We start from the raw sequence: 16,240 nt of genomic DNA, 5'->3' as shown, positions 1-16,240 counted from the left end.
GCCTTCTGGCGCCGGTGGTGCGGCGCGGTCGCCGCGCCCCGCAGTCATGCAGCGTCCCGCGGGTCCGGTACGGGTCCGTAATCTTCGCCGTGATCCCGGGTCAGCGCCGCCAGCAGTTCAGGGTCGGAGTAGACCTCGGCAGTGTGTTGCCAGGCGATGAGCAACTGGGCGACAGAGGCGCTGTTGCCGAGCGAGTCGGCGGCCCGCATGGTGTCGACCAGTTCGACGGCGAAGGCGTGGACGTCGGCCTCTGGCAGGAAACGAACCCACGGGAAGGCGTCCGGCAGTATGTCGAGGAGCAGTTCCATGCTGCCGGGCTCCTGGCGCGCCATCGCCGCCAGCATCCGGGTGGCTGCCGACACCACCGTCTGGTCCTGCTCTGCCCGCGCCGCGGTGGTGAGGACCAGATCTTCGCCGTCTCTGCGGTGCAGGAGCAGTCTCGGCGATTCCTGGAGCCGGGCCAGCGTCTGCTTGTTCTTGTTCACCAGCTCGGAGAAGTTCACGGCCGAGTTCTCAGTACCCATAATTTTGAAATTACTTCGAAACTCACCCTGGCGCCATCACCCAAAAGAGGGGCACGGGGCGGCGGACCGCTCACGCACTCCTCGCGAGTGGCCGGATGGCGGCCACCCGTTCCGTTCCCCTGGCGGCTGGGGAACGATCTCCGCCATCAAGGGGAACGATCTTCAGGGCCTCTTGTCGCCGCACGTCAGCCCCACTCGTGAACACCCCACGCAGCGTAGAGCCCCGTCGGGATTCCGACGGGGCTCTGCCGTGTGCCCTGTTGTCCTTGAGGGCCCGATGACGGGTCCTCAAGTGGCGCCTGTCACAGGGCCTTCGCGAAGCAGCGGCTCGACTCGTAGAGGCGGTAGTAGCCGAACTTGGCGCACGGCTCGTAGCCGCTGGAGGTGTACAGGGCGATGGCCTCCGGCTGCTGGGTGCCGGTCTCCAGGACCATCCGGACGCGGCCCGCGGCGCGGGCGTCCTCCTCCAGGGCGGCGAGCATGCGCCGGGCGAGGCCGCGGCCGCGCACGTCCTTGATCACATACATCCGCTTCAGCTCGGCGTCGCCGTCCTCGTTGCCCTCGGCGTTCTTGTCCTGCCTGCGCCAGCCGCCGGTGGCGACGGGGCGGTCGGTCTCGTCGTAGGCGATCAGATATACGCCGCCCGGCGGCTGGAAGTCCGACGGGTCGAGGACGGTGGCGTCGCCGCCGTCGCCGTAGCGCTCGTGGTACTCGGCCTGGACCTCGTCGTTGAGCTTAACGGCGTCGGGATGGTCGAAGGGGACACGGCGTATATACATGCTGTGGATCGTACACCTATGCAGAGTCGAATCCGGACTTTGTCCAGTGTGCCGGTAGGGTGCCCCGGTGCTCACTGTGACCTCTGTGAATGTGAACGGGCTGCGGGCCGCCGCGAAGAAGGGCTTCGTGGAGTGGCTCGCCGGGACGCAGGCTGATGTGCTCTGCCTGCAGGAGGTGCGCGCCGAGCCGCAGCAACTGCCCGTGCAGGTGCGGGCGCCGGAGGGCTGGCATGTGGTGCACGCGCCCGCGGCCGCCAAGGGGCGCGCGGGCGTCTCCCTGTACACCCGGAGTGAGCCGGACGCCGTGCGGGTCGGCTTCGGGTCCACGGAGTTCGACGGCAGTGGGCGGTACGTCGAGGCCGACCTGCCCGGTGTGACGGTCGCCTCCCTCTATCTCCCCTCCGGCGAGGTGGGCACCGGACGGCAGGACGAGAAGGTCCGGTTCATGGGCGAGTTCCTCGCCTACCTCAAGGGTCTGCGGGAGCGGGCCGCCGCGGACGGGCGCGAGGTGGTCGTCTGCGGCGACTGGAACATCGCCCACCAGCGGGCCGACCTGAGGAACTGGCGCGGCAACACGAAGAACTCGGGTTTCCTGCCGGAGGAACGCGAATGGCTCACCGCGGTGTTCGACCCCCGGGCGGGCGGCTACGTCGACGTCGTACGCGCCCTGCATCCGGATGCCGAGGGCCCCTACACCTGGTGGTCCTACCGGGGGCGGGCGTTCGACAACGACTCGGGATGGCGGATCGACTACCAGGCGGCCACTCCCGGGCTCGCGGATCGCGCGCTCAAGGCGTACGTGGAGCGGGCCGCCACCCATGGTGAGCGGTGGTCGGACCACGCCCCGGTGACCGTCGTCTACGGCCGCTAGGGTCCGCGCGCGGCTGGCGCTCACGGCTCCTTGCGCATCCTCCGGTCCAGCGCCAGGGAGAGTTCCGCCTCCACCACGCTGCGGGCCAGGGGGCGCAGGCGGGGCAGGTCCTCGGCCGAGGCGTGGCGGAGGACCAGGCCGGCGAAGAGTTCGGCCAGGGCGTCGGCGTGGGAGCGGACCTCCTTGCCGGCCCGGAGCACCTCCGCGAGCGGGATGCCCTCGCGCACCAGGGCCGAGGACACGTCCAGCAGGCGGCGGCTGATGTGGACGATCTCGTCGCCGTCGGTGCCGAGGTAGCCGAGGTCCATCGCGGCGGCCAGGTTCTCCGGTGTGGCCTCGCCCTCGAAGCGGGCGGCGAGTTCCTCGGGGGTGAGGTGGACCGGCTCCTCCTCGGTGGGGGCTCCGGCGCCGACGCCGAGCAGGTCGGCCACGTCGCGGCCGTGGTCGAAGGCCTCGGCCAGTTCCGCGATGCCGTTCAGGGTGTGGCCGCGGTCCAGCAGCGCGCCGATCGTGCGCAGCCGGGCCAGGTGGTGATCGTCGTACCAGGCGATCCTGCCCTCGCGGCGGGGCGGTGGGATCAGCTTGCGTTCGCGGTAGAAGCGCAGGGTGCGCACCGTGATGCCGGCCAGGCGGGCCAGCTCCTCCATGCGGTACTCACGCTTGTCGGTCACGTCCGCACCCTACGGCGTACCGCCGGTAACTTTCCTTGTGCCGCCCCTACCCATCAGTACGCCGCTCCTCTAGTCTCCGATTGCGCCAGTATTCACTGGCAAGGTCGTGGAGTCGCAGAACGGCATGGAGGGGCGTCGGTATGGCCGAGCACGAACATGTACGGGTGGCGGTGGTGGGGTCGGGGTTCGGCGGGCTCGGGGCCGCCGTGCGGCTGCGCCGCGAGGGCATCACCGACTTCGTCGTCCTGGAACGGGCCGGCGGCGTCGGCGGCACGTGGCGGGACAACAGCTACCCCGGGTGCGCTTGCGACGTACCGTCCCATCTCTACTCCTTCTCCTTCGCGCCCAACCCCGAGTGGCCGCGCACCTTCTCCGGCCAGGAGCACATCCGCGCCTATCTGGAGCGCGTCACCGACGTCTTCGGGCTGCGCCCCCACCTCCGCCTCGGCTCGGAGGTGAAGCGGATGGCCTGGGACGGCGACCAGCTGCGCTGGGTGATCGAGACCGCCACCGGCACCCTCACCGCCGACCTCGTCGTCTCCGCGACCGGACCGCTGTCCGACCCGAAGATCCCCGCCATCGCGGGCCTCGACACCTTCCCGGGCAAGGTGTTCCACTCCGCCCGCTGGGACCACGACTTCGACCTGCGCGGCAAGCGGGTCGCGATGGTCGGTACGGGCGCGTCCGCGATCCAGATCGTGCCGGCCGTCCAGCCCCAGGTCGGCCGGCTGACCCTCTTCCAGCGCACCCCGCCCTGGGTGATGCCCCGCGTCGACCGCGCGATCAGCGGCGCCGAGCGAGGGCTGCACCGCGCTCTTCCGCTGACGGCCCGGCTCCGCCGGGGACTGCTGTGGGGCATCCGGGAGTTGCAGGTCCAGGCCTTCACCAAGCGCCCGGGCGAGCTGGGCTTCGTGGAGCGGCTGGCGAAGCAGAACATGGCCCGCGCCATCAAGGACCCGGCCTTGCGCGCCAAGCTCACCCCGGACTACCGCATCGGCTGCAAGCGGATCCTGCTGTCGAGCGAGTACTACCCGGCGCTCGCCCGGCCGAACGTGGACGTCGTCGCGAGCGGGCTGAGCGAGGTGCGCGGTTCGACGGTCGTCGCCGCCGACGGCACCGAGGCCGAGGTGGACGCGATCATCTTCGGCACCGGCTTCCACGTCACCGACATGCCGATCGCCGAGCGGGTCGTCGGGGCGGACGGCCGGACGCTCGCCGAGGCCTGGAAGGGCGGCATGGAGGCGCTGCGCGGCGCCTCGGCCGCCGGGTTCCCGAACTGGATGACGATCATCGGGCCCAACACCGGCCTCGGCAACTCGTCGATGATCCTGATGATCGAGTCCCAGCTGAACTACATGGCCGACTTCGTACGGCAGTTGGAGGTGCTCGGCGGGCGGGTGGCGCTCGACGCCCGCCCCGCCGCCGTGAGCGCCTGGAACCACAGGGTCCAGGAGCGGATGAAGCGCACGGTGTGGAACACCGGCGGCTGCAACAGCTGGTATCTGGATGCGGGCGGCCGCAACACCACCATCTGGCCCGGCACGACGGGCGAGTTCCGGCGCGCGACGCGACGGGTGGACCTCGGGGAGTACGAGGTGCTGCGCCCCTGTGCGGAGCAGGCCGGCGACGCGGCCGTGCGGGAGGCCGTCGCGTGAGCCGCCTGCTGCATGTCGCCTCCGGCCCCTACGCCCCGCCCGTCCCCGCCCGTGAACTGACCGTCACCTCCGTCGACGGCGCACCCCTGCACGTCGAGGTGCACGGTCCCGACGGCGCGCCCGCCGTCGTCCTCGTGCACGGCTGGACCTGCTCCACCGCGTTCTGGGCCGCGCAGATCCGCGCCCTCGCCGCCGACCACCGCGTCATCGCCTACGACCAGCGCGGGCACGGACGCAGCCCGGCGAGCCGCCTGTGCAGCACCGAGGCCCTCGCCGACGACCTGGAGGCCGTGCTCGCCGCCACGCTCGCGGCGGGGGAGCGGGCGGTGATCGCCGGACACTCCATGGGCGGCATGACGGTGCTGGCGGCGGCCGGGCGGGAACGCTTCCGGGCACACGCGGCCGCCGTCCTGCTGTGCAGCACCGGAAGTTCGCGGCTGGTCGCCGAGTCGACCGTCCTGCCGATGCGGGCGGGGCGGCTGCGGACGTGGCTGACCGGCCAGGTCCTCGGCTCCCGCGCCCCCCTCGGACCGGTCACGCCCCTGGCGTGCAGGATCCTCAAGTACGCCACCATGGGCGCCGGTTCCGCCCCGCACATGGTGGAGGCGTGCGCGCGGATCGTGCACGCCTGCCCCCGCGCCGTACGGCACAGCTGGTCGCGGGTGCTGCGCCTGCTCGATCTCGACCACGGGGTGAGGCAGTTGCAGGCGCCCACCGAGGTCGTCGTCGGCGCGCGTGACCGGCTCACGCCCCCGGTGCACGCCCGTGCGCTGGTCGCGGCGCTGCCGCGGTGCCTCGGGCTCACCGAGTTGCCCGGGCTCGGCCACATGACGCCGGTGGAGGCTCCCGAGCTGGTCACCGGGAAGATACGCGAACTCGTCACCACGTACGCGCCGGTGAAGCCGGTCAAGGAGGGCGCATGAGCAGGGTCAGCCTGGAGGGTCAGGTCGCGGTCGTCACCGGGGCCGCGCGGGGCGTCGGGGAACTGCTCGCCCGCAAGCTGTCGGCGCGCGGTGCCAGGGTCGCGCTGGTCGGCCTGGAACCGGACGAGCTGAAAGAGGTCTCCGCGCGGCTGCACAGCGACAGCGAGCACTGGTACGCCGACGTCACCGACCACGAGGCCATGGCGCGGGTGGCCCAGGAGGTCAAGGAGCGTTTCGGCAAGGTCGACATCGTCGTCGCCAACGCGGGCGTCGCGGCCGGCGGGCCCTTCGCCGAATCCGACCCGCGGGCCTGGCGGCGGGTCATCGAGGTCAATCTGATCGGCTCCGCGGTGACGGCCCGCGCCTTCCTGCCCGTGCTCACCGAGAGCCGGGGCTATCTGCTGCAGATCGCCTCCCTCGCCGCCATCACCCCGGCGCCCATGATGACCGCGTACTGCGCGTCCAAGTCGGGTGTGGAGGCGTACGCGCACAGTCTGCGCGCCGAGGTCGGGCACCAGGGCGTGAAGGTCGGCGTCGCGTATCTGTCCTGGACCGACACCGACATGGTCCGCGGGGCCGATCAGGACGACGTCATGCGGGAGTTGAGGCAGCGGCTGCCGTGGCCGTCCAGCAAGACCTATCCGCTGGGGCCGGCCGTGGACCGGATCGTGGCCGGGATCGAGCGGCGGTCGGCCCATGTGTACGGGCAGTGGTGGCTGCGCGGGATGCAGGGCGTGCGCGGTTACCTGCCGGCGCTCATCGGGACCGTGGGGCAGCGCGAGATGCGGCGGTTCGCCCCGCGGTTGCAGGGGATGCGCACGGGGCTTGTGGGCGCGGGCGGCGCGGCCGACGAACAGGCCCGCGCTACGCAGCGTAGTTGATCGAAATGCGTGCGTAGTCCCGCCGTGCAAATCTGGTCGAGGCCCCATCCCCCACCCACTACGGGAGTGAATCTCATGGGCATGAAGGACCAGTTCCAGGACAAGGCCGAGCAGCTGCGCCAGAAGGCGGAGCGCATGGGCCAGGAGAAGGGTGAGCGGCGCGAGCGCCCCTCCGACCCCATGCGCGAGCGTGGCCGCCGCGACCAGGAGCCCGAGCGGGACCGGGAGCGGCAGGAGGCCGAGGACCGGTTCGCGCAGGACTACGACGCCTGAACAGGCAGGTAGTCGGCTTCGCCCAGTGACGCAGGGTGCCCTCCCTTCTGGAGGGCACCCTGTGTTCGTGCGTAGCCCCGGCGTTCCTCGACAAGGTCACGGCCGTGGCGGCAGCTTGGGCCTTGACCGGTCCGGGACGTGGCTGTGGTCGGGCGGCGTCGCCGCGGGCCGCGTCACCAGAAGGTCCAGGGCGAGGTGTACCGCGTCGTCGAGCTGGGCGTAGCGGCCCTCCGCCCAGTCGAGGGGGGTGCGCAGGGCCTCAACGTCGGGAGCGACGCCGTGGTTCTCGACGGACCAGCCGTAGGCGTCGAACCAGGCCGCGTTCATCGGGACGGTGATGATCGTGCCGTCGCCCAGGCGATGGCGGCCGGTCATCCCGACCACGCCGCCCCAGGTGCGCTGGCCCACCACGGGCCCCAGGCCGAGGAGTTTGAAGGCGGCCGTGATCATGTCGCCGTCGGAGGACGTCGCCTCGTCGGCGAGCGCCACCACCGGCCCCCGCGGCGCGTTCGAGGCGTACGAAACCGGCTGGGCGTCGCGCGTGAGGTCCCAGCCCAGGATCGTGCGGGTCAGCTTCTCGATGACCAGTTCGCTGATGTGCCCGCCCGCGTTGCCGCGCACGTCCACGATCAGCGCGGGCCGGGACACCTCCATGCGCAGGTCGCGGTTGAACTGGGCCCAGCCCGAGCCGCCCATGTCGGGGATGTGCAGATAGCCGCAGCGGCCGCCGCTCAACCTCCGCACCACCGCCCGGCGTTTGGCCACCCAGTCCTGATAGCGCAGCGGACGCTCGTCGAGCAGCGGGACGACGGCGACCCGCCGGGAGCGTTCCTCGCCCTCGGCCGGATCAGCGGGGCCCGAAAGGCCTTCCCCGGAAGGGTGGTGGTGGGCGACGGGCTGGGCGAACGTCAGCTCCACCGTCGTACCGCCCGCGCCCGCGAGCAACGGGTAGGGGCCGGTGACCGGATCGACCGGGCGGCCGTCCACGTGGGTCAGGATCGCGCCCTCGCGGATTCCCGAACCGGCCAGCGGAGAGCGGGCCTTGGAGTCGGAGGAGTCACCGGGCAGGATGCGGGCGACGGTCCAGCCGCCGTCTCGGTGCACGAGGTTGGCGCCGAGCAGGCCTTGCCGGCGCTGGTAGTGGGGCGGGCCCTCGTTGCGGCGGGCGGCGGTGACGTAGGCGTGGGAGGTGCCCAGCTCGCCCAGCACCTCGCGGAGCAGGTCGGCGAACTCGTCCGGCGAGGCGACCCGGTCCACCAGGGGCCGGTACTGGTCCAGCACCGCGTCCCAGTCGATCCCGCACATCCCCGGCTCCCAGAAGTAGGCGCGGATCAGCCGGCCCGCCTCCTCGTACGACTGCCGCCACTCGGCGCCGGGATCGACCTCGTGCATGATGCGGCGCAGGTCGATCCATGTCGTCGTGTCGCTGTCGCCGGACTCGGTGGACGGCACCGCGCGCAGGTCGCCCTCGTCGACGACGACGAGCCGGGTGCCGTCGCCGCTGACGGTGAACCAGTCGAGGTGCTCGACGAGTTCGGACTTCTTCGCCTTGGTGATGTTGAAGTACTCCAGGGTGGGGCGGCCGCTGGTGTCGTCCGGGTTGACGAACGTCTCGCCGAGCGCGCCCGAGATCGGCCAGCGCAGCCAGACCAGCCCGCCGCCCGCGACCGGGTACAGCCCCGAGTACTTGGACGCCGCCACCGGGAAGGGCGTCACCCGGCTCTCCAGGCCCTCGACCTCGATCATCACCGCGCCGCCCTCACCGCCCTCGGCGCCGGCCTCGTCCTCGACCGGGTCCATGCCCCCGGCGGCCGGGCGCCCGTCCGGGCTGAGCGCGAAGGGGGAGGGGGTGGCCGAGGTGAGCGGGACCAGGTACGGGCGGCAGCCCAGCGGGAAGGAGAGGTCGCCGGTGTGGACGTCGTACACCGGGTCGAAGCCGCGCCAGGAGAGGAAGGCGAGATAGCGCCCGTCCCGGGTGAAGACCGGGTTCTCGTCCTCGAACCGGCCGTTGGTGAGGTCGACGACGAGACGGTCCTTGATCCGGGCCAGTTTGATCTGGCGCAGCGACCGGCCGATGCCCGGGTGTGACCAGGTGAGCCAGGAGCCGTCCGGTGAGAAGGCCAGGTCGCGCACCGGCCCGTTGATCGACCGGATCAGCTCGGTCACCTCGCCGTCCGACTCCTCCGTGGCGTCGAGCAGCAGCAGCCGTCCGTCGTGGGCGGCGACGGCGAGCCGTTCGCCTTCGGGGTCGCAGACCATCTCCAGCACCCGGCCCAGCTGACCCCGGGCCAGCCGCCGGGGCTCGCGGTCGCCGGTGGCGCGGGGCAGGTAGGAGATCTCGATCGCGTCCTCGCCCTCCGCGTCGGTCACATAGGCGACCCGGCCGCCCGGACCGAGCATCTCCGGGAGCCGTACTCGTACGCCGGGGGTGTCGGTGAGGGTGCGGGCGGGGCCGTCGCGATGCGTGAGCCAGTACAGGCTGCCGCGCACCACCACCGCGCTCGCCCGGCCGGTCTCGTCGACCGAGATGCCGTCCACGTGGTGCGCGGCCGGCACCTGGTAGGGACGGCGCCCCGCGCGCGGACCGCTCAGGCGCACGTCGAGGCGGCGCGGCGCCGAGTCCGCGGCGAGGTCGTCGACGAGCCACAGGTCCCCGGCGCACTGGTACACCACGCGCGTGCCGTCGCTGGAGGCGTGCCGGGCGTAGAAGGCGTCGTGGTCGGTGTGCCGGCGCAGGTCGGTGCCGTCGGGGGCGCAGGAGTAGAGGTTGCCGACGCCTTCGTGGTCGGAGAGGAAGGCGACCCGGCCGCCGACGAACATCGGGGAGGACAGATGGCCGTCGAGGCCGGCGAGCAGACGCGTGCCGTGCAGCCAGAGGCGGCCCATGGCGCCGCCGCGGTAGCGCTTCCAGGAGGCCGGTTCATGGGGCGGGGTGCCGGTGAGCAGGAGGGTGCGGCGTTCGCCGTCGATGTCCGCCACCTGGATGTCGGCGACCGGGCCCCACGGCAGCTTGCGGCCCGGGCAGCCGTCGGTGGAGACCTTGTAGGCCCAGGTGTGGTGCGAGAACGGCTCTCCGTGTGAGGCGACGGCCAGGATGTCGCCGTCCGGGGTCCAGCCGCACACCTGGGTGTCGGGGCTGCCCCAGTAGCTGAGCCGCCGGCCACCGCCGCCCTCCACCGGCACCAGGTACAGCTCCGGGGCGAGGCTGCGCCAGCTCGTGCAGGCGATCAGCCGGCCGTCGGGGGAGAGGCGCGGGTGGCCGACCTTGGTGCGGTCGACGGTGAGCCGCCAGGGGCGGCCGGGCCCGTCCGGAGAGGCGAGCCAGAGGTCGTCCTCGGCGATGAAGCACAGCAGGTCACCACTGAGGTGGGGCAGACGCAGATAGGTCACCTCCCCATGCTTCGCCCGGGGGACGGACGCGAGCAAGTCGTGACAAATAAGGTGGTGGGGCGGGCCTCGGGAGGGACGTGACCGGCGACACGTACGAAACGGTTTCGTTTCACAAGAGGCTGCGTTATCTTCGTACTGTACGAAACCGTGTCGTACGGAGGCTGTCATCGAGCAGAGGGGCTGAGTCGCATGGCCGATGCCGCAACGTCGCGTCGCAGCCGGATCACACCCGAGCGTGAGGCCGAGCTGTACGCGGCCGTGCTCGACCTGCTCCGGGAAGTCGGGTACGACGCGCTCACCATGGACGCCGTGGCCGCCCGCACCAGGTCCAGCAAGGCGACGCTCTACCGCCAGTGGGGCGGCAAGGCCGAGCTGGTCGCCAGGGCGATCCGGCACGACAAACCCGGCAGCATCGCCGATGCCGACACCGGCTCCCTGCGGGGCGACTTCCACGCCCTGATGGACCGCGAGGACGACTGCACCATGGAGCGGAACGCCGCGCTCATGCGCGGTCTGGCCATGGCGGCGCACACCAACCCGGATCTGCTGAAGGCCTTCAAGGAACTGCTGGTGGAGCCCGAGGCGCGGGAGTTCCGCAAGCTGATCCAGCGGGCCGTCGACCGGGGCGAGGTCCGGGCGGACAACCCCGCGCTGGACTACGTGCTGCACATGATGCTCGGCGCGTTCGCCACCCGTGCGCTGATCGACGACCGGCCGCCGACGAAGGCCTTCCTCCTCTCGTACATCGACGCCGTGGTCCTCCCCGCCCTCGGCGTCCCCACCACCTGACCCTCCCCGCCGGACCCCGCGCCGGTACCTGACGCGACCGCTCACGTCGTCGGGACGATCACCCCTTCCCCGCTGGTGATCACCCCTGCCCTGCAACACCACGACCTGACCGGGAGTACGCCCTCGTGGCCACGTTCCTCTACAAGATCGGCCGACTCGCCTTCCGGCGACGGCACTTCGTCGCCCTGATGTGGGTGGCGCTGCTGACCCTCGCCGGAGTCGGCGCGGCCAGCGCGCCCACCCCCGGCACCACGTCCTTCTCGATTCCCGGCACCGAGGCCCAGAAGGCCTTCGACCTGCTGGAGGAACGCTTCCCCGGGATGAGCGCGGACGGGGCGACCGCACGGGTCGTCTTCAAGGCGCCGCCCGGCGAGAAGATGACGGGCGCCGGCAACAAGGCGACCGTCGAGGAGACCGTCCGGGAGCTGTCCGACGGCTCCGAGGTCGCCGCCGTCGCCGACCCGTACGCCGCGAAGGCGGTCAGCCGGGACGGCACGATCGCCTACGCACAGGTCACCTACAAGGTCTCCGGCATGGAACTGGCGGACTCCTCCCGGGAGGCCCTGGAGGAGGCCGCGCAGGCCGCGCGGGACGCCGGGCTGACGGTGGAGGTCGGCGGCGACGCGCTCCAGACGACGCCGGAGACCGGGTCCACCGAGATCATCGGCATCGGGATCGCCGCGGTCGTCCTCGTCATCACCTTCGGCTCGCTGCTCGCGGCCGGGCTGCCGCTGCTGACGGCGGTCATCGGCGTCGGCATCGGCGTCGCGACGATCACCGCGCTGGCGAGCACCCTGGATCTGGGCTCGACGACGTCGACACTGGCCACCATGATCGGCCTCGCGGTCGGCATCGACTACGCGCTGTTCATCGTCTCCCGCTACCGGGCGGAACTCGCCGAGGGACGGGAGCGCGAGGAGGCCGCGGGCCGGGCGGTCGGCACGGCGGGCTCGGCGGTCGTCTTCGCCGGCCTCACGGTCGTGATCGCGCTGGTCGGGCTGGCGGTCGTGAACATCCCGATGCTGACGAAGATGGGCGTCGCGGCGGCGGGCACGGTGGCCGTCGCCGTGCTGATCGCGCTGACGATGATTCCGGCGCTGCTCGGTTACGCGGGCCGCAAGGTGCGTCCGGCGGGGGAGAAGAGCAAGCTGCTGGGCGGCGGCCGCGCGGCCGCCCCGCGGGGGCAGGGCCGTCCCAACATGGGCACGCGCTGGGCGAGCTTCGTCGTACGCCGTCCGGTCGCCGTCCTGCTCCTGGGCGTGCTCGGCCTCGGCGCCGCCGCCGTCCCTGCGGCCTCGCTCGAACTCGGTCTGCCCGACGACGGCTCCCAGCCGACGTCGACGACACAGCGCCGGGCCTACGACCTGCTCTCGGAAGGCTTCGGCCCCGGTTTCAACGGCCCGCTGATGGTCGTGGTCGACGCGAAGTCGAGCGAGGACGCCAAGGCCGCCTTCGGTGACGTGGCCGACGAGATCAAGGGCCTTCGGAACGTGGTGACGGTGACCCCGCCGGCACCCAACAAGGCGGGCGACACGGCGACCATCACCGTGATCCCCGACTCCAAGCCCTCGTCGGCGACGACCGAGGAACTGGTGCACTCCATCCGGGAAACGGGCGCGGACGTCAAGGCCGACACGGACGCGGAGGTGCTGGTCACCGGCGCGACGGCGATGAACATCGACGTGTCCCAGAAGCTGAACGACGCGCTGGTCCCGTACCTGATCCTGGTCGTGGGCCTGGCCTTCCTGCTCCTCATCGTGGTCTTCCGCTCGATCCTGGTCCCGCTGAAGGCGGCGCTCGGCTTCCTGCTGAGCGTGATGGCGGCGCTGGGCGCCGTGGTCGCGGTCTTCCAGTGGGGCTGGTTCGCCGGTCTGATGGGCGTCGAGGAGACCGGTCCGGTCATGTCGATGATGCCGATCTTCATGGTCGGCGTGGTCTTCGGGCTGGCCATGGACTACGAGGTCTTCCTCGTGACCCGCATGCGGGAGGCATACGTCCACGGGGAGAAGCCCAGCCAGGCGGTGGTGACCGGGTTCCGGCACGGCGCCCGGGTGGTCACGGCGGCGGCGGTCATCATGATGGCGGTCTTCGCGGGCTTCATCGGCTCCAGCGAGGCCATGGTCAAGATGATCGGCTTCGGCCTCGCGACAGCGGTCCTGTTCGACGCCTTCGTCGTCCGCATGGCGATCGTCCCGGCGGTGCTGGCGCTGCTCGGCAAGAAGGCCTGGTGGCTGCCGAAGTGGCTGGACCGCGTGCTGCCCGACGTCGACGTCGAGGGCGAGGGCCTGCGCACGAAGACGGACCACGACGAGGACCGCGGGCTGGTCCACGCCTGACGGCTCCCGGAGAACGGACCGGTGACGGCACCGTGCGCACGGCGCCCGCCCTCACCGGTCCTTCTCCTGCCCGAAGTCCGGACGCCGTGACGCCTCACCCGGGCGTAACCCGTTCGCATGCGCGCTGCGCGGGCCGCTAGCGTGCCGGGCATGACCACTTCGGAAGCAGGAGTCCACCCGCGGTTCGGTGCCGCGCTCGACGAGCTGGGGCTCGCGGATGTCCGGGGGCAGGTCCGGCGGTTTCCCGAGGCCACGCGGACCGCCGCCGAGGCGGCCGCCGCTGTGGGGTGTGAGCTCAGCCAGATCTGCAAGTCGCTCGTCTTCGCCGCCGACGGCGTACCGGTACTGGTGCTGATGGACGGGTCCTCCCGCGTCGACCTGGAGCTGGTGCGGCACCAACTCGGAGCCGGGAAGGTCACGCGGGCCGCCGCCGACGTCGTACGGGAGACGACCGGGTACGCCATCGGCGGAGTCCCGCCGTTCGGGCATCTGACCAGGACGCGGGTGCTCGCCGACCGGTCGCTGCTCGGCCACGACGTGGTGTGGGCGGCGGCCGGGACGCCGTACACCGTCTTCCCGATGGCGCCCGAGGCCCTGATCGCCCATGCCGGCGGCACCCTGGTGGACGTCCGCGAACGCGCTGCGTGACCCCGCTGGTCACCGCGGCCGGGCAAGGGGTGGTCATCCCGGCGTACGCGCTGTGCTTCTGGCGCACGCGGACCCGCGCGCGCCTGCGGCCGTTCCCCGGACCGGGGCTGCAGGGCGCCGGCCTGTCCGCGGGTGCCTACGCCCTGATCCCGCGGGCGCAGACCCGCGCCGGACTCGCGCCGACCGCCGCCCTGCGCGAGCCGTCGGTCATCGTGGGCGCCGCCGTAGGGGCCGTGGTCTTCAAGGAGAGGATCGGGGCGGCACGGATCGCCGCGGCGCCTTGGCCGGGGCCGGGAGGTCGTCCCGGCCCCCGGCCCCGGCAGCCGGACCGCCGGTGGTGGGGATGGGCTGATGCCGGCGTGGTCTCCGGCGCCGGTCCGCCGCCGTCGCGGGCTATGCCGCCGTGAGCCGGCCCGGCAGCGGGTCCCGCGGCGACGGGCGGGTGATGCCCGACAGGTCGTGGGCCGCGACACTGTTGCGGTCCGTCACCGAGTGGCCGAGCGCGTGGTGCGCCCACAGGCCGCCCGCGACCCGGCGGCTGCGCTCCACCCAGGCGCGGGCCGCGGCGTCCCGGGGCGTGTAGTGGTTCAGGGCGTATCCGGCCGTGTGCAGGCGCAGCAGGCTGAACCCGCCCGGATAGTCCTTCACCGCGCTCACCTCCTGGAAGGTGACGTGCGGCGCCTCGTGCAGGACCGTGCGCTTGTTGCGGTGGGTGTGGCCGGCGTGATGCAGGAAGACGCCCCGCGCGGCGGCGTAGGCCGCGAGGATCGCGCGGGCCTGGGCGCGGGCCAGGCGCTGACCCGCGCTCACCGGGAACAGGGACTGCCGTACCGTCAGCGGATGGTGGCCGAAGACGAGCGTCGGCTGCTCCCTCGCCTCCCGCAACCGCGCCCGCAGCCAGGCCAGTTGCTCCGCCCCCATCCCGCCGGCGTCGCCGCCGGTGCCGGTCTTCTCGTAGGTGTCGAGGCCGATGATCCGCAGGCCGCCGGCCTCGCGGGCGAAGTACGTGGGGTCTGCCGTGCCGGAGCCGAACGCCCGGTGGAACGGGTCGCCGCCGGGGCCCGCCCGGTCGTGGTTTCCCCGTACGACGAAGTAGTCCCGTCCGTGGGTACCGAAACCGTCCAGGATGCGCCGTGCCGTCGCCAGGTCGCGCGGCGCGCCGCCCGCCGAGACGTCCCCGGCGGCCAGCAGCAGGTCCGCCCCGCGCCGGAGGGCCTCCGCGACCACCGCCCGGCTCATGATCTCCGGGTACGGGGCACGCCCCGGCGCCTGGGACACGCCGCGCAGCAGCGGGAGCCCGGCCACGAGGCCCGCCGTCGTCTCGCCCAGGTGCAGATCGTTGCAGAGGGCGACCGACAGCAGGTGGCGGCCCGGTGGGGGCTGCGGCGTGGTGAAGGCGTACGGACCCGCCGGGGTGTCCAGGCCGTGCGGCAGGGTGCCCACCGCGTTGCCGCCGGCCAGGTGCAGGGGGGTGGGCGTGGCGGGGACGCCCCGGGAACGGGCCTGGTAGTAGTACGTCCGGCCGGGTTCGAGATCCGTCAGCTCCACCTGGTGGTGAGCGGTCGGCCGGTCCTCGCCCGCCACCCGGTCCAGGCGGGCCGGATGGGTGCCGTACACCACCTCGCCCTCGGTGGGCGCCGGGAACATCTGGCCGAGCCCGTCGTCCGTTCCGGGCACACCCGTGAACCAGGTGATCACGGCGTGGTCCTCGGCGAGGGTGACCAGTTCCAGCTGGACCGCGGCGACGGGGCCGCAGTGCCGCGTGCGCAGTCCGTGCAGGACGACAGGGGCCAGCAGGGCGGCGGAGCGCAGGACGTGGTGGGGAGCGGGGAGGGCGCAGAGGGCCCCGAGGGCCGAGCGGGCGGCTTGGGCAGCGGTCGGGCAGCAGCGCATGCCGTCTTCGTGCCCGGTGGCAGTGAACGGGGGCCGTGGCCGGGGCGGCGTACCCGGGTCCGGAACACGACAGGAGGGACGGGAACGCGACAAGCCGGGCATTCGGGGAGCACCCTGGAAGCAACGGCGGCGACGGGTGAGCACCTGGAAGCAACGCCGGCGACGGGTGAGCACCCTGGAAGTGACGCCGGCAACGGGTGATCCTGGAGACAGGTGGTCCGGAGGTGATCGTCATGATGCACACCACTGTGGGATGGCATGTCGAGCTGGAGTTCCAGGAGGACGACACCCACACAAGGGCGGCGGCGCTGGTACGCCTGCCCGACGGGACCGAGGTGCGGGCCCACGGACAGGCGAGCCGGCACCACACCGACCCCAATCAGCCGCGGGTGGGCGAGGAGATCGCGGGAGCACGGGCGCTGAACGAACTCGCCATGCGCCTGCTGACCAAGGCGCACGACGAGATCGACTCGGCGTCGGGGCGCACGTCGCACCCGATCCACGTCTGACCCGCGTCCCGCGCGGCCCGGCCGGCAGGGGCGTGACGGCACCCGGAGCGGGTTGACTTCCGCGAAGGGGGGCTGTCACGCTCTTGGCGGCGGTTGAT

The 16,240-nt window shown here is 72.3% G+C and carries 14 protein-coding genes and 1 pseudogene; 10 read left to right on the top strand and 5 right to left on the bottom strand.

Annotated features, from left to right (window positions below; translation table 11 throughout):
• Window positions 1–44 precede the first annotated feature (44 nt).
• Both ACGF8A_RS21500 and ACGF8A_RS21495 read right to left on the bottom strand, forming a co-directional pair.
• Window positions 45–524 (bottom strand): hypothetical protein, encoded by a 480-nt coding sequence (locus tag ACGF8A_RS21500; RefSeq protein ID WP_393110463.1) that lies wholly within the window; start codon window positions 522–524, stop codon window positions 45–47.
• 302 nt (window positions 525–826) lie between these two features.
• The gene (locus ACGF8A_RS21495) at window positions 827–1,303 is read right to left on the bottom strand and encodes a GNAT family N-acetyltransferase (RefSeq protein WP_393110461.1); all 477 of its coding nucleotides are present in this window, start codon (window positions 1,301–1,303) and stop codon (window positions 827–829) included.
• Window positions 1,304–1,370: 67 nt separating this feature from the next.
• Between ACGF8A_RS21495 and ACGF8A_RS21490 the strand changes: the two genes are divergently transcribed.
• Window positions 1,371–2,174: an exodeoxyribonuclease III gene (locus ACGF8A_RS21490; RefSeq protein WP_393110459.1), complete on the top strand. Its 804-nt coding sequence runs from the start codon at window positions 1,371–1,373 to the stop codon at window positions 2,172–2,174.
• A 20-nt stretch (window positions 2,175–2,194) separates the two neighbouring features.
• Here ACGF8A_RS21490 and ACGF8A_RS21485 read toward each other — a convergent pair whose 3' ends face one another.
• Window positions 2,195–2,845, bottom strand: a complete 651-nt coding sequence (locus tag ACGF8A_RS21485; protein WP_393110457.1) for a MerR family transcriptional regulator — start codon at window positions 2,843–2,845, stop codon at window positions 2,195–2,197.
• 140 nt (window positions 2,846–2,985) lie between these two features.
• Between ACGF8A_RS21485 and ACGF8A_RS21480 the strand changes: the two genes are divergently transcribed.
• The 4 genes from ACGF8A_RS21480 to ACGF8A_RS21465 all read left to right on the top strand — a co-directional run bounded on the left by ACGF8A_RS21480 (window position 2,986) and on the right by ACGF8A_RS21465 (window position 6,577).
• Entirely contained in the window at window positions 2,986–4,500 is a 1,515-nt protein-coding gene (locus ACGF8A_RS21480) for a flavin-containing monooxygenase (protein ID WP_393110455.1), read from the top strand.
• Complete coding sequence (locus tag ACGF8A_RS21475; RefSeq protein WP_393110453.1) at window positions 4,497–5,423, top strand: alpha/beta fold hydrolase; 927 nt, start codon at window positions 4,497–4,499, stop codon at window positions 5,421–5,423. Before ACGF8A_RS21480 ends, ACGF8A_RS21475 begins: the two co-directional genes overlap by 4 nt.
• Window positions 5,420–6,304, top strand: coding sequence for an SDR family oxidoreductase (locus ACGF8A_RS21470; RefSeq protein WP_393110451.1), 885 nt, complete (start codon window positions 5,420–5,422; stop codon window positions 6,302–6,304). Before ACGF8A_RS21475 ends, ACGF8A_RS21470 begins: the two co-directional genes overlap by 4 nt.
• Window positions 6,305–6,385: 81 nt before the next feature.
• Window positions 6,386–6,577, top strand: coding sequence for a hypothetical protein (locus ACGF8A_RS21465; RefSeq protein WP_393110449.1), 192 nt, complete (start codon window positions 6,386–6,388; stop codon window positions 6,575–6,577).
• A gap of 96 nt (window positions 6,578–6,673) precedes the next feature.
• On the opposite strand, the gene ACGF8A_RS21460 is transcribed toward ACGF8A_RS21465, so the two are convergent.
• A complete protein-coding gene (locus ACGF8A_RS21460) occupies window positions 6,674–9,967 on the bottom strand; it encodes a S41 family peptidase (protein WP_393110447.1) in 3,294 nt (1,097 codons plus the stop codon).
• Window positions 9,968–10,156: 189 nt separating this feature from the next.
• Here ACGF8A_RS21460 and ACGF8A_RS21455 point away from each other — a divergent pair, with 189 nt between their 5' ends.
• The 4 genes and pseudogenes from ACGF8A_RS21455 to ACGF8A_RS21440 all read left to right on the top strand — a co-directional run.
• Window positions 10,157–10,756: a TetR/AcrR family transcriptional regulator gene (locus tag ACGF8A_RS21455; protein ID WP_393110445.1), complete on the top strand. Its 600-nt coding sequence runs from the start codon at window positions 10,157–10,159 to the stop codon at window positions 10,754–10,756.
• Window positions 10,757–10,881: 125 nt separating this feature from the next.
• The gene (locus ACGF8A_RS21450; RefSeq protein ID WP_393110443.1) at window positions 10,882–13,092 is read left to right on the top strand and encodes an MMPL family transporter; all 2,211 of its coding nucleotides are present in this window, start codon (window positions 10,882–10,884) and stop codon (window positions 13,090–13,092) included.
• A 150-nt stretch (window positions 13,093–13,242) separates the two neighbouring features.
• Entirely contained in the window at window positions 13,243–13,740 is a 498-nt protein-coding gene (locus ACGF8A_RS21445; RefSeq protein WP_393110441.1) for a YbaK/EbsC family protein, read from the top strand.
• Window positions 13,741–13,772: 32 nt separating this feature from the next.
• A pseudogene (locus tag ACGF8A_RS21440) lies at window positions 13,773–14,018 on the top strand (EamA family transporter); the annotation flags it as partial.
• 115 nt (window positions 14,019–14,133) lie between these two features.
• On the opposite strand, the gene ACGF8A_RS21435 reads toward ACGF8A_RS21440, so the two are convergent.
• Window positions 14,134–15,633, bottom strand: coding sequence for a metallophosphoesterase (locus tag ACGF8A_RS21435; protein ID WP_393110439.1), 1,500 nt, complete (start codon window positions 15,631–15,633; stop codon window positions 14,134–14,136).
• Window positions 15,634–15,866: 233 nt separating this feature from the next.
• Between ACGF8A_RS21435 and ACGF8A_RS21430 the strand changes: the two genes are divergently transcribed.
• Complete coding sequence (locus ACGF8A_RS21430; protein ID WP_393110437.1) at window positions 15,867–16,142, top strand: DUF1876 domain-containing protein; 276 nt, start codon at window positions 15,867–15,869, stop codon at window positions 16,140–16,142.
• Window positions 16,143–16,240: the final 98 nt, after the last annotated feature.

Origin of the sequence: Streptomyces sp. NPDC047706 (assembly GCF_043204795.1) — a bacterium.
GTDB lineage: Bacteria > Actinomycetota > Actinomycetes > Streptomycetales > Streptomycetaceae > Streptomyces.
This window is presented reverse-complemented; position numbering and strand designations above follow the sequence as displayed.